Origin of the sequence: Rhodococcus sp. MEB041 (assembly GCF_030208955.1) — a bacterium.
Taxonomy (GTDB): Bacteria; Actinomycetota; Actinomycetes; order Mycobacteriales; family Mycobacteriaceae; genus Rhodococcoides.
Genome location: NZ_JARVSZ010000001.1, coordinates 795,839 through 808,295 on the forward strand (window position 1 = coordinate 795,839; position 12,457 = coordinate 808,295).

At 68.6% G+C, this 12,457-nt stretch carries 12 protein-coding genes; 7 read left to right on the forward strand and 5 right to left on the reverse strand.

Features of this window, described 5'->3' with window-relative positions:
• Positions 1–47 precede the first annotated feature (47 nt).
• The 3 genes from QRN16_RS03730 to QRN16_RS03740 are packed head-to-tail and all read left to right on the forward strand — an operon-like array spanning position 48 to position 2,955.
• Positions 48–1,172: an NAD(P) transhydrogenase subunit alpha gene (locus QRN16_RS03730; protein WP_261775823.1), complete on the forward strand. Its 1,125-nt coding sequence runs from the start codon at positions 48–50 to the stop codon at positions 1,170–1,172.
• Positions 1,172–1,513 carry an NAD(P) transhydrogenase subunit alpha part 2 gene (locus QRN16_RS03735; protein WP_056448442.1) on the forward strand — a complete coding sequence of 114 codons (342 nt, stop codon included), beginning with the start codon at positions 1,172–1,174 and terminating at the stop codon, positions 1,511–1,513. The genes QRN16_RS03730 and QRN16_RS03735 overlap by 1 nt, the downstream gene beginning before the upstream one ends.
• Positions 1,513–2,955 carry an NAD(P)(+) transhydrogenase (Re/Si-specific) subunit beta gene (locus tag QRN16_RS03740; protein ID WP_222639167.1) on the forward strand — a complete coding sequence of 481 codons (1,443 nt, stop codon included), beginning with the start codon at positions 1,513–1,515 and terminating at the stop codon, positions 2,953–2,955. Before QRN16_RS03735 ends, QRN16_RS03740 begins: the two co-directional genes overlap by 1 nt.
• Before the next feature lie 28 nt (positions 2,956–2,983).
• Here the strand turns inward: QRN16_RS03740 and QRN16_RS03745 are convergent, their stop codons facing one another.
• From QRN16_RS03745 to pdhA, 3 genes are all read right to left on the reverse strand, one after another.
• Complete coding sequence (locus tag QRN16_RS03745) at positions 2,984–3,637, reverse strand: hypothetical protein (protein WP_285184655.1); 654 nt, start codon at positions 3,635–3,637, stop codon at positions 2,984–2,986.
• A gap of 69 nt (positions 3,638–3,706) precedes the next feature.
• Positions 3,707–4,735, reverse strand: a complete 1,029-nt coding sequence (locus QRN16_RS03750; protein ID WP_082544673.1) for an alpha-ketoacid dehydrogenase subunit beta — start codon at positions 4,733–4,735, stop codon at positions 3,707–3,709.
• Positions 4,732–5,811 carry a pyruvate dehydrogenase (acetyl-transferring) E1 component subunit alpha gene (pdhA, locus tag QRN16_RS03755; protein WP_222651183.1) on the reverse strand — a complete coding sequence of 360 codons (1,080 nt, stop codon included), beginning with the start codon at positions 5,809–5,811 and terminating at the stop codon, positions 4,732–4,734. Before pdhA ends, QRN16_RS03750 begins: the two co-directional genes overlap by 4 nt.
• A gap of 259 nt (positions 5,812–6,070) precedes the next feature.
• On the opposite strand from pdhA, the gene QRN16_RS03760 reads away from it, so the two are divergent.
• From QRN16_RS03760 to QRN16_RS03775, 4 genes are all read left to right on the forward strand, one after another.
• On the forward strand, positions 6,071–7,555 hold the full coding sequence (locus QRN16_RS03760) for a cryptochrome/photolyase family protein (protein ID WP_285184656.1): 1,485 nt from the start codon (positions 6,071–6,073) through the stop codon (positions 7,553–7,555).
• A gap of 71 nt (positions 7,556–7,626) precedes the next feature.
• A complete protein-coding gene (locus tag QRN16_RS03765) occupies positions 7,627–8,454 on the forward strand; it encodes an SDR family oxidoreductase (protein WP_285184657.1) in 828 nt (275 codons plus the stop codon).
• Between the two features lies 1 nt (position 8,455).
• Positions 8,456–9,673 (forward strand): acyl-CoA dehydrogenase family protein, encoded by a 1,218-nt coding sequence (locus tag QRN16_RS03770; protein WP_027507258.1) that lies wholly within the window; start codon positions 8,456–8,458, stop codon positions 9,671–9,673.
• Positions 9,674–9,720: 47 nt separating this feature from the next.
• Positions 9,721–10,722 carry a phosphotransferase family protein gene (locus QRN16_RS03775; protein ID WP_285184691.1) on the forward strand — a complete coding sequence of 334 codons (1,002 nt, stop codon included), beginning with the start codon at positions 9,721–9,723 and terminating at the stop codon, positions 10,720–10,722.
• A 70-nt stretch (positions 10,723–10,792) separates the two neighbouring features.
• Here QRN16_RS03775 and QRN16_RS03780 read toward each other — a convergent pair whose 3' ends face one another.
• Together QRN16_RS03780 and QRN16_RS03785 are read right to left on the reverse strand one after the other, a co-directional pair.
• Entirely contained in the window at positions 10,793–11,968 is a 1,176-nt protein-coding gene (locus QRN16_RS03780; protein ID WP_285184658.1) for a benzoate/H(+) symporter BenE family transporter, read from the reverse strand.
• Entirely contained in the window at positions 11,965–12,405 is a 441-nt protein-coding gene (locus QRN16_RS03785; protein ID WP_027507255.1) for an acyl-CoA thioesterase, read from the reverse strand. Before QRN16_RS03785 ends, QRN16_RS03780 begins: the two co-directional genes overlap by 4 nt.
• Positions 12,406–12,457: the final 52 nt, after the last annotated feature.

Genomic DNA, 12,457 nt, shown 5'->3' on the forward strand with positions numbered 1-12,457 from the left:
TGCAGCTCCGCGGGACGCGGACGTGCCGCCATTCACAGGAAGTACAGCTGGTGGAAGATTCTCGAGAAGCAGGGACGCTGGTCGGCGTCGTGCGTGAGACGAACGAGGGGGAGCGCCGGGTGGCGCTGGTCCCCAAGGTGGTCGCCGCGCTGACGGGCAAGGGTGTGCGCGTGGTGGTGGAGGCGGGTGCCGGTCTGGGCGCTCTGATCCCCGATCAGCTGTACGTCGACGCCGGTGCGAGCATCGGCGATCCGTACAGCGCCGACGTGGTGGTCAAGGTGGCGCCGCCGTCGTCGGCCGAGGTGCGCAAGCTGCGCCGCGGATCGACGCTCATCGGCTTCCTCGCGCCGCGCAACGCGGACACGATCATTCCGGAGTTGACCGCTGCGGGCGTGCAGGCCTTCGCGGTGGAAGCAATCCCGCGGATTTCTCGCGCGCAGGTCATGGACGCGTTGTCCTCGCAGGCCAACGTCGCCGGCTACAAGGCGGTGCTGCTCGCGGCGTCGGAGTCGACGCGGTTCTTCCCGATGCTCACCACCGCGGCGGGCACCGTGAAGCCGGCGACGGTGCTGGTACTCGGTGTGGGTGTGGCGGGGCTGCAGGCGTTGGCGACGGCGAAGCGTCTCGGTGGCCGCGCCACCGGGTACGACGTGCGTCCCGAGGTCGCCGATCAGGTGCGGTCGGTCGGCGCGCAGTGGCTGGATCTGGGGATCGACGCCGCCGGTGAGGGCGGCTACGCCCGTGAGCTCACCGAGGACGAGCGTGCCCAGCAGCAGGCGGCGCTGGAGAAGGCGATCTCGACGTTCGACGTCGTCATCACCACCGCTCTGGTGCCGGGTCGTCCGGCGCCGAAGTTGGTCACCGCGGCGGCTGCCGCGGGGATGCGACCGGGCAGTGTCGTGGTGGACCTCGCGGGGGAGACCGGTGGCAACTGCGAGCTCACCGAGCCGGGTCGCACGGTGGTGAAGAACGACGTCATCATCGCCTCGCCGCTGAATCTGCCGGCGACGATGCCCGAGCACGCGAGTGAGCTGTACTCGAAGAACATCTCGGCACTGATCGAACTGATGCTCGACGATGCCGGTGCCCTCGCCCCCGATTTCACCGACGAGGTCCTCGCGAAGTCGTGCGTGACGCGCACGGCCGACACCACCGTGAAGGCGGACGCTTGATGTACACACCGTTGCTCGCGAACATCGCGATCCTGGTCCTGGCCGGGTTCGTCGGTTTCGCTGTCATCTCCAAGGTGCCCAACACGCTGCACACGCCGCTGATGTCGGGTACGAACGCCATCCACGGCATCGTCGTGCTCGGCGCCCTCATCGTGTTGGGCCGGTTGCCGGAGGACGCGCCGTGGGGTGTGCGGATCATCGCGTTCGTCGCGTTGATCTTCGGCACGCTCAACGTCGTCGGTGGGTTCCTGGTCACCGACCGCATGCTCGGCATGTTCAAGGGCAAGAAGGCGCCCGCTGCTGTGTCGACGGCAACCGGCGAGAAGGGTGCTGATTCCTGATGAACAATCTCGTCAACATCCTCTACATCGTCGCGTTCGCGATGTTCATCTACGGCCTGATGGGTCTGACCGGCCCGAAGACGGCGGTGCGCGGCAACTGGATCGCCGCTGTCGGTATGGGCATCGCCGTGGTGGCGACTCTGATCGAGGTCCGCGACACGGCGGCGATCAACTGGATCCTCATCGCCGCCGGTCTGGCCATCGGTGTCCTGCTGGGTGTCCCGCCGGCCAAGCGCACGAAGATGACGGCGATGCCGCAGCTGGTGGCGCTGTTCAACGGCGTGGGCGGCGGCACGGTCGCATTGATCGCCTGGTCGGAGTTCATCGAGACCGACGGTTTCTCCGCGTTCCAGCACGGTGAAGAGCCGACGGTGCACATCGTCATCGGGTCACTGTTCGCGGCAGTCATCGGGTCGGTGTCGTTCTGGGGTTCGCTGGTGGCGTTCCTGAAGCTGCAGGAGCTGCTGAACAAGAAGGTCGAGAAGGCGTTCGTGAAGAACGCCCGCATCTTCCAGCTCACCAACATCGTGTTGCTGCTCATCGCGGTGGCGGTGTCGGTCTACATCGGTCTGCGCGCCACCCCGGGTGAGGGCACCTCGCAGTGGTGGATCGTGCTGGTGCTCGTCGCGGCGGCACTGATGGGCCTGTTCGTGGTGTTCCCCATCGGCGGCGCGGACATGCCGGTGGTGATCTCGCTGCTGAACGCGTTGACGGGTCTGTCGGCTGCGGCGGCGGGGTTGGCGCTGAACAACACCGCGATGATCGTGGCGGGCATGATCGTCGGCGCGTCCGGCACCATCCTCACGAATCTGATGGCGACGGCAATGAACCGGTCGATTCCGGCGATCGTGTTCGGGTCCTTCGGTGGCGGCGGCGCGTCCGCGGTCGGTGGCCCGGACGATGCCGGCGGCACGGTGAAGTCCACCTCGGCGGCCGACGCGGCGATCCAGATGGCGTACGCCTCGCAGGTCATCGTGGTGCCCGGCTACGGTCTCGCGGTCGCCCAGGCCCAGCACGCGGTCAAGGACATGGCGTCGATCCTCGAGTCCAAGGGCGTGGAGGTGAAGTACGCGATCCATCCGGTGGCCGGGCGCATGCCGGGTCACATGAACGTGTTGCTCGCCGAGGCGGACGTGGAGTACGAGGCGATGAAGGAGATGGACGACATCAACGGGGAGTTCTCCCGCACCGATGTCACCCTCGTCATCGGCGCGAACGACGTCACCAACCCGGCGGCGCGCAACGATCCGAGTTCGCCGATCCACGGGATGCCGATCCTGAACGTGGACGAGTCGCGGTCGGTGATCGTGCTCAAGCGGTCGATGAGCTCCGGGTACGCAGGTATCGACAATCCGCTGTTCACGGCGGACCGCACGTCGATGCTCTTCGGCGACGCGAAGAAATCCGTCAACGCCGTCATCGAGGAACTCAAAGCCCTCTAGGTGTACCCGGCCCTGATGCCCCGCCCGCTCACCGGCGGCGGAGCATCAGGGCCGCGGTGTCGAGAGGGTTCTTCGCCTCGCGGGCAGCGGCGACGGGGGAGTGCGCCATGACGACACCGGCGGCGCCCCACCACATCCCGGTCACCAGCAGCGCCCCGACGATGCCGATGCCTGTCGCACCCGCGGTGACCACGGCGGCGAGGGCCACGCCGGCGACCAGGGCCGAGCCCAGCCCCAGGACGACGGGACGCAGCCGACCGGGCACGACCAGCGCACCCGACGCGATCACCGAGGATGCTGCGACCACGCGGCCGTCGGGAAGTGCCGACGTCGCGATGTGATCGGACAGCCATGCCGACCCGGCTGCCGCGGTCAGGGTCGACCCGAGGCACAGCATGAGGATCGCGCCGATGCCGTACGGCAACTTGCGCACCACTGCGACCACCGTCAGCGCGGCGACCACCACCAGCACGGTCGTCACGTCGATGACGTCGAGCACCGTGTCGGCCGGGGCGTACAGGGCCTCGAGCGCGACCGACGCCGGTGGGTAGCGCACGCCCAGCAGCGGCAGGACGGCGTAGAGCACGAACAGTGTTGCCGCGGACACTCCTGTCAGTGCCCACCACCGAGGGGTGGTGCGTCGGGCGCGAAGCGCGATCTGTTGCGTCGTCGTGGTACTCACGGGTCCCCATGATGGCGCACGAGGCTGGCAGAATCCTGTGACCCGGCGCAGTGATTCCCGTGCGGCGCGTCAGCCTGCGAGAACCGTGTCGACTCCCGTGAGAATTCGATCGACGTCCGGGAGGTGGTGCCGCTCGAGGCGTGCCGGCGGGTACGGAACGTGGAAGCCCGTGACCCGCTGGACGGGTGCCTCCAGCGAGTAGAAGCACTCCTGCGACACCTGGGCCGCCACCTCCGCCGCGATGCCGAGGTAGCCCGTGTCCTCGTGCACGACGACGAGGCGCCCGGTCCGACGCACGGACCGACAGACCGTGTCGGTGTCCAGCGGTGAGAGGGACCGGAGATCGATGACCTCGAGGCTGTGGCCCTCGGACTCCGCCACCTCGGCTGCCTTCAGTGCGGTCTGCACCATCGACCCGTAGGCCACCACTGTCGCGTCGGTACCGGTGCGGCACACGCGAGCGGCGTCCAGCGGCAGATCGGGCGCATCGGTGGCCCATTCGCCCTTGTCCCAGTACCGACGCTTGGGCTCGAGGAAGACGACGGGGTCCTCCGAGTGCACGGCCTGCTGGATCATCCAGTAGGCGTCGTGAGGCGTGCTCGGGCTGACCACCCGCAAGCCGGCCGTATGGGCGAAGTACGCCTCGGGAGATTCCGAATGGTGTTCGACGGCTCCGATGCCACCACCGAACGGGATGCGGATGACCATCGGGGCGCCGATGCGACCGGCGGTGCGGTACCGGATCTTGGCCACCTGGGACACGATCTGGTCGAAGGCCGGATAGACGAACCCGTCGAACTGGATCTCGACGACGGGGCGGTAGCCGCGCAGCGCCATGCCGAACGCGGTACCCACCATGCCGGACTCGGCGAGGGGCATGTCGAGCACGCGCTGATCGCCGAAGTCCTTCTGCAGTCTGTCGGTCACGCGGAACACACCGCCGAGCTTGCCGATGTCGAGGCCCATCAGCACGACCTTGTCGTCGGCCTCGAGGGAGGCGCGGAGACCTGCGTTGATCGCACCACCGAGGGTGCCCTTGACGTGGAGATCGGACGACGCGGTGGTCGCGCCGGCGCGGGAGAGGGTTCCGGTGGTCATCGCAGTGTCTCCTTCTGGCGGTCCACCACAGCGTGGGGTTCGGCGTAGACGTGGTCGAGCAGGGTGGACGACTCCGGATCGACGGCGGAGATCGTGGCGGAGCGGAGCCGGGCGGCGACGTCGTCGGCGGTCGCGGCAATGCCCTCGCGCACGGACGGTGTCAGGGCGCCCTCGCGGGTGAGCAGTCTGTCGAGGCGGTCCAACGGATCGCGCGCCGCCCACACGTCGCGCTCGGCGTCGGCGCGGTACCGCGTCGGATCGTCCGAGGTGGTGTGCGGGCCCATGCGGTAGGTCATGGCCTCGATGAACGTGGGGCCTCCGCCGGTGCGGGCTCGATGCGCGGCGGCACGGGTGACGGCGAGGACGGCGAGGGCGTCGTTGCCGTCGACCCGCAGGGCGGGCATGCCGAAGCCGGCGGCACGGGAGGCGAGCGGCAGCGGACTCTGCAGCGCGACGGGCTCGCTGATGGCCCAGTGGTTGTTCTGGCAGAAGAAGACGACGCCGGCCCCGAATGAGACCGAGAACGACAACGCCTCCGAGATGTCGCCCTCGCTCGTGGCGCCGTCACCGAAGTAAGCGACCGTGGCGATCTCGGCACCGTCGAGTCGCGCCGCCATGGCGTAGCCGGTGGCATGCAGACCCTGCGCTCCGACGATGATCGCCGGGTTGGTGATGTTGTACTCGTCCGGATCCCAGCCGGAGTGTGCGGTGCCGCGCCACAGTGCGGTGAGCTTCTCCACCGGCACGCCTCGGCAGTACGCCACCGCGTGCTCGCGGTAACTCGTGAAGATGTAGTCGTCCGCGGTGACGGCGTGAGCCGAGCCCACCTGGGCTGCTTCCTGACCCAGCAGCGGTGCCCACAGTCCCAGCTCACCTTGGCGCTGCAGCGCGGTCGCCTCGGTGTCGATGCGGCGAGCGACCACCATGTCGCGGTACATGTCGAGCATGTGAGCGGCGTCGACGTCGGCGACGAGTCGCCAGTGCTCGGGGTCGTGCACTCGCCGGCCGTCGGGCTGGACGAGCTGCACGGGATGCGCGATGCGATCGCCCCGCGGTGATGTGTCCGATCGGGTCATGGCTTCCTCTCCGCCGGTGCGCGGACCTCGTCGTGAGAGGAGGGCGCACAGTGTGGACGAACCGGGTGTGGCTCACCTCACAGCATGCTCGCCTGACCGCATTGCGCAAGTGATGTGTACGAGAGTGAGCAACTCGCTCGGCGATTGCCTCACCGACACGCACAGAACGAGCAGGATGGGCATCGGATGGCGGTGGCGGACGGTCACGCGTAGCGGTGCCCGGCCGGTTGGCTCCGCGGAGGACGGGGAACAGCAGAGCATGTCCTCTCCCGCTCCGCTCTGGGTGTTCGCCGATCAGCTCGGCCCCCATGTCCACTCGTCCGAGGAGATGGTGGACCGCGACGTCGTCATCATCGAGTCGGCGCGTGCGTTGGGCCGTCGACGGGGTCATCGGCAGAAGGCGCATCTGTTGCTCAGCGGCATGCGGCACCTCGCGGACGAACTCGGCGACCGTGCCACGTACATCCGAGCCGACACCTACCGCGAGGGCCTCGCCCGCGTCGGGCGCCCGGTCGTCGTGCACGAACCGACGTCGCGGCGTGCGGAGGCCTTCGTCCGTCGGCTGGCCGACGAGGGTCTGGTCGAGGAGATCGTGCCGACTCCGACGTTCGCCCTGTCCCGTGCGGACTTCGCCGAGTGGGCGGGCGGCAAGAAGTCGTTCCTGATGGAGAACTTCTACCGAGAGCAGCGCCGCCGGTTCGACATCCTGATGGACGGCGAGAACCCGGTGAGCGGCACCTGGAACCTCGACGCGGAGAACAGGGAGAAGCCGCCCAAGAAGCGGACGACACTCGGTGTTCCCGAACCGTGGTGGCCGGAGGAGGACGACATCGACGCCGGTGTGCGCGCGGATCTCGACGCCATGGACGTCGACTGGTCCGGCGAGGACGGACCGCGTCTCTTCGCCGTCACCGCAGCCGAGGCGGCGTCGGCGCTGGAGACCTTCGTGGCCACCCGTCTCGCCACGTTCGGTCCCTACGAGGACGCCGTGATGGCGGCGGACTGGACCATGTCGCACTCGCTGCTGTCGGTGCCGTTCAACCTCGGTGTGCTGCACCCGTTGGACGCGGCGCGCGCCGCCGAGCAGGCCTACCGGGACGGGACGGCACCGCTGGCGAGCGTCGAGGGGTTCGTACGCCAGATCCTCGGGTGGCGCGAGTACGTGTGGCACCTCTACTGGCATCTGGGCGAGGACTACATGCGCACCAATGCCCTCGATGCCGACACCCCGCTGCCCGGATGGTTCCAGACCCTCGACGCGGAGGAGGTCACCGCGGCGTGCCTGTCCGACGCCCTCGCCGGCGTGCGCGATCGCGGGTGGGTGCACCACATCCCGCGCCTGATGATCCTCGGAAACCATGCGCTGCAACGGGGGTACGACCCGCGGGCGCTCACCCGGTGGTTCACCGAGCACTTCGTCGACGGGTACGAGTGGGTCATGCCCGTCAACGTCTTCGGCATGAGTCAGCACGCCGACGGGGGAGTGATCGCGACCAAGCCCTACACGTCCGGCGGCGCGTACATCGACCGCATGACCGACCACTGCAAGGGCTGCGCGTTCGACCCCAAGACGCGGGTCGGGGAGGACGCGTGTCCGTTCACGGCGGGGTACTGGGCGTTCACGCACAAGCACCGCGAGCGGCTGGCTAAGAACATGCGCACGCGCCGAGCAGTCAGTTCGATGGAGCGGCTCGGCGACATCGACGAGATCGTCGAGCAGGAGCGGCACCGGACCACTTTCTGAACTCGAGGTCGACCTCGAGTTCGTTGACCCTGAAAGCCCGTCACCCACTGCGCATGCCTACTATCTGAATGATGCGGGTCACAGACAAGGTCGCCATCGTCACGGGAGGTGGCGCCGGTATCGGCGCCGCCCTCGCCACTGCACTGGTCGAGGCCGGGAACTCGGTCCTGGTCGCCGATCTCGACGGGGCGGCCGCCGATGCGGTCGCCGCGCGACTGGGGGAGCGGTGCATCGCCGTCGGCGGCGACGTCGCCGACGACGCGATGATCGCCCAGATGATCGAGCGGGTCGAGGAGGCGTTCGGGCCACTCGACATCTACATCGCCAATGCCGGGACGACGGCAGGGATGGGGCTCGACAGCACCGACGCCGCCTGGGACACCGCGCTGTCGGTCAACGTCCTCGCCCATGTGCGCGCTGCGCGCGTGGTGATCCCGCGATGGATCGAGCGCGGAACGCACGGCTACTTCCTGTCCACCGCGTCCGCGGCGGGCCTGCTCACCCAGATCGGATCGGCCACCTACTCGGTGTCCAAGCACGCCGCCGTCGGCTTCGCCGAATGGTTGTCGGTCACCTACGGCGACAAGGGCATCGCGGTGAGCTGCCTGTGCCCGATGGGCGTCAACACGGCGCTCCTGAACTCGGGCTTCGACAGTGACGCCGAGGGTGCCTCGGTGGCGGCCTCCGCCGTGACCGGCGCCGGCACCGTCCTCGAACCGGAGGACGTCGCTCGCATCGTCCTCGAGGCGATGGAGACCGAGAAGTTCCTCGTTCTCCCGCACCCCGAGGTGCTCACGTTCTACTCGCACAAGAGTGCCGACTACGACCGGTGGATCGCCGGGATGCGTCGGTACCGAACATCTCTCGAGACGGCCGCACGGCCAGGACAGGATCGCTGACATGGATTTCGCGTACTCGGATCGGTGCAAGGACTACCAGCAGCGCCTGCTGGCGTTCATGGACGAGAAGGTCTATCCGGCGGAGGCGGTCTACGCCCAGCAGATCCTGGAGTCCGGTGATCCGCACTTCCAGCCGCCGATCCTCGAGGAGCTCAAGGCCGACGCGAAGTCGCGCGGCCTCTGGAACCTCTTCCATCCGGATCCCGCCTACGGCCCCGGTCTGACCAACGCCGAGTACGCGCCGCTCGCGGAGATCATGGGCCGCAGCCCCGCGATCGCGCCCGAGGCCTGCAACTGCGCCGCACCCGACACCGGCAACATGGAGGTGTTCACCCGCTTCGGCACGGACGAGCACAAGGAGAAGTGGCTCGCACCGTTGCTCGAGGGCACCATCCGCTCCGCTTTCGCCATGACGGAGCCCGATGTCGCCAGCTCCGACGCGACGAACATCGCGATGTCCATGGTGGCCGACGGCGAGGACTGGATCCTGAATGGTCGGAAGTGGTGGACTTCCAACGCTTTGCACCAGAACTGCAAGGTCTTGATCGTCATGGGCAAGACCGCGCCCGAGGCGTCGACGTACGAGCAGCAGTCGATGATGGTCGTGCCGATCGACGCGCCGGGCGTCACCGTCCTGCGCGGACTGCCCGTGTTCGGGTACCAGGACCGCGAGGGTCACGCCGAGGTCCTGTTCGAGAACGTCCGCGTCCCCGGCAAGGACGTGCTCGCCGGACCGGGTGCCGGCTTCATGATCGGCCAGGCACGTCTCGGCCCCGGCCGAATCCACCACTGCATGCGGGCGATCGGCATGGCCGAGCGCGCACTGGAACTCATGTGTGACCGTGCGTCGTCCCGCGTGGCGTTCGGCAAGCCGATCGCGGCGCAGGCCAACATCCAGGACTGGATCGCCGAAGCCCGCATCGACATCGAGATGGCGCGCCTGCTCACGCTGAAGGCCGCCTGGATGATGGACGAGTTCAGCAACAAGGAAGCGCGCGTGGAGATCGCGGCCATCAAGGTCGCCGCGCCCGCGATGGCCCTCAAGATCGTCGACCGCGCCATCCAGGTTCACGGCGGCGGCGGTGTCTCCGACGACTTCCCGCTCGCCAGCATGTACGCCCACCTGCGGACCCTGCGTCTCGCCGACGGTCCGGACGAGGTGCACAAGCGGACCATCGCACGCACCGAGCTGGCGCCCTACCGGAAGATCGACAAGTGACGACGGGAACGACACCGGGCCTCGACGACGGTGCGGTCACGACGTGGATGGAGAGCCTCGACATCGGGGTCTCGGGGCCACTGACCTTCGAGCGCATCGGTAACGGGCAGTCGAATCTGACTTTCGCGGTGACCGACGCCGCGGGCAGCAACTGGGTCCTGCGGCGTCCGCCGCTGGGCACGTTGCTGGCGTCGGCACACGACGTCGCTCGCGAGTACCGCATCCTGTCGGCGTTGCAGCACACCGCCGTTCCGGTGCCGACGACGATCGCACTGACGGACGATCCGTCGGTCACCGATGCGCCCCTCGTCCTGATGAGTCATGTCGACGGGTTGGTGGTCGACAGCCCGACTGTCGCGGAGACACTGTCGCAGGCACGTCGTCGGACGATCGGTGAGGCCATGCCCGCCACGCTCGGCAAGATCCACGCCGTGGATCTGGAGAGCACCGGCCTGGTGGATCTCGCCAGCCACAAGCCCTATGCCGCAAGGCAACTGAAGCGATGGTCGTCGCAGTGGGCGCAGTCGAAGACGCGGGACGTTCCGGACATCGAGCGCCTTGCCACCGCGCTGGCGGCGTCGGCTCCGGAGCAGGCCGAGGTCTCGTTGGTGCACGGCGACTTCCATCTGAGCAACATCATCACCAGCGGAGCCGGTGAGGGAAGTGTCGACGATGCGATCGTCGCGGTGGTCGACTGGGAGCTGTGCACGCTCGGCGATCCACTGGCGGACGTCGGTGCGTTGCTGGCCTATTGGTCGGAGGCCGACGACGACAACGCGGGCATGTTCATGTCCTCCACGTTGCCGGGCTTCCCGACGAGGAACGAGCTGGTCGAGCTCTATGCCGCCGCCACCGGCCGCGACGTCTCCGCGGTGGGGTACTGGCACGCACTCGCGCTGTGGAAGCTGTCCGTCATCGCCGAGGGCGTCATGCGCCGGGCCATCGACGACGAGCGCAACCGGGCACGCGACGGTTCGCCGACGACGGATCTGGTGGACGGCATCATCGGCCGCGCCGTCGCCACGGCGGAGGAGGCCGGGATCCTCTGAGTGGGCTCCGCCCCCGTGCGCCTTTCGCGTACCCCTGGATACGCGAAAGGCGCACGAGGAGCGCCGGTCCTCAGGCGCGTCGGGTGAGGCCCAGTCGGACGACGAGACCGAGCACGAGCGCCCAGAAGGCCGAGCCGATCCCCGCGATCGCCACACCCGAGGCGGCGACCACGAACGTGATGGCTGCCGGCACCCGGTCCGCCTCGGTGCTCAACGCGGCGGCCAGCGATGCCGCGAGGGTGGCCAGCAACGCCAGTCCGGCAACGGTTTCCACGATGCCGGCCGGCGCGAGGGCGACGAGGGTCGCCAGCGCCGCCGAGGCGAGCGCGAGGGCCAGGTAGGACGCCCCGGCAGCCACCGCCGCGATCCACCGACGATCCCTGTCCGGGTGCGCGTCCGGGGCGGCCGCGAGCGCTGCGCTGATGGCAGCGAGGTTGACGGCGTGAACGCCGGCGGGTGCGGTGATCGCTGTGCCGACACCGGTGACGGTCATCGAGGCTCGCCACGGTACCGCGTAGCCGAAGGAGGCCATGACGGCCGTTCCCGGGATGTTCTGCGACGCCATCGTCACGATGTAGAGCGGCAGTGCGATGCCGATCAGCGCCTGCCACGTCCAGGTGGGTGCGACGAGGTCGAGGCTCGGGAGCAGCGATCGGGCGCCGATCTCGGTGTCGCCCGTCGTGAGCGAGATGCCGATGACCACTGCGGCGACGGCGAAGGCCGCCGGTACCGCCCAGCGCGGGGAGAAGCGCAGCAGCACGACCCATGTGACGACGACGGGGGCGACCGCCGCGGGATTGTCCGCGAGGGCCCGCACGGGTTCGAGACACAGTGGCAGGATGACGCCGGCGAGCATCGCCTGTGCCAACGACACCGGGATCGCCGCGATGACGCGGCCGAGGCCGGACCACACTCCGGTGAGCACGATTGCGATGCCCACGGTCACGAACGCCCCCACGGCCGCCGGCCATCCGCCGACCACCGCTCCGGTACCCGCGAGCAACGCGGCACCGGGTGTGGACCAGGCCAGTGTGATCGGAATGCGGTAGCGCAGTGCGAGACCCGTGATCCCCAGCGCCATCACCAGAGACATGGCGAAGAGCCCGGAGGCGGCCTGCGCCTCGCTGGCACCCACGGATCGGAGGCCGGTGAGGACCACCGCGAACGAGCTGGTGAACCCGACGAGCGCGGTGACCACCCCCGCGCCGATCGGCACGGCGAGGGACACCCGGCCGGGGGCTGTCACTGTCCGAGTGCCTCGACGACCGCGCGGATCTCGTCGGGGACCGGTGTCGGGCGGCGGGTCTCGGCGTCGACGTAGACGTGCACGAACCGTCCCGCCGCCGCCGGGGTCAAGTTTTCGCCGTCCACCCGGAAGATGCTCAGCGCGTACACGATCGAGGTGTTGCCGAGCCTCTCGACGGCGATACCCACCTGCAGGTCGTCGGGAAAGCTCAGTTGGCTGAGGAACCTGCAGGACGTCTCGGCCACCACGCCGATGGCCGGGAGTGTGCGGATGTCGAGGCCGGTGCTCTGCATGAGCCACCCGTTCACCGCGGTGTCGAAGTACGAGTAGTACGTGACGTTGTTGACGTGCCCGTAGTGGTCGTTGTCCTCCCAGCGGGTGGCGACGGGCCACAGGACGGGGCAGTCGGCTGCGGACGGGACGGTGCTCTCGGTCATGCGGGTGAGGATTCCATCCCCGTGCGCCTTTCGCGTATCCCAGGGTGCGCAA

What these genes read in the sequence shown, in the direction of transcription:
- QRN16_RS03735 (WP_056448442.1), top strand. Translation starts at nt 1,172, where the DNA reads ATGTACACACCGTTGCTCGCGAACATCGCGATCCTGGTCCTGGCCGGG.
- QRN16_RS03740 (WP_222639167.1), top strand. Translation starts at nt 1,513, where the DNA reads ATGAACAATCTCGTCAACATCCTCTACATCGTCGCGTTCGCGATGTTC.
- QRN16_RS03750 (WP_082544673.1), bottom strand. Translation starts at nt 4,735, where the DNA reads ATGACCACCGGAACCCTCTCCCGCGCCGGCGCGACCACCGCGTCGTCC.
- pdhA (WP_222651183.1), bottom strand. Translation starts at nt 5,811, where the DNA reads ATGACCCGATCGGACACATCACCGCGGGGCGATCGCATCGCGCATCCC.
- QRN16_RS03760 (WP_285184656.1), top strand. Translation starts at nt 6,071, where the DNA reads ATGTCCTCTCCCGCTCCGCTCTGGGTGTTCGCCGATCAGCTCGGCCCC.
- QRN16_RS03765 (WP_285184657.1), top strand. Translation starts at nt 7,627, where the DNA reads ATGCGGGTCACAGACAAGGTCGCCATCGTCACGGGAGGTGGCGCCGGT.
- QRN16_RS03770 (WP_027507258.1), top strand. Translation starts at nt 8,456, where the DNA reads ATGGATTTCGCGTACTCGGATCGGTGCAAGGACTACCAGCAGCGCCTG.
- QRN16_RS03775 (WP_285184691.1), top strand. Translation starts at nt 9,721, where the DNA reads ATGGAGAGCCTCGACATCGGGGTCTCGGGGCCACTGACCTTCGAGCGC.
- QRN16_RS03785 (WP_027507255.1), bottom strand. Translation starts at nt 12,405, where the DNA reads ATGACCGAGAGCACCGTCCCGTCCGCAGCCGACTGCCCCGTCCTGTGG.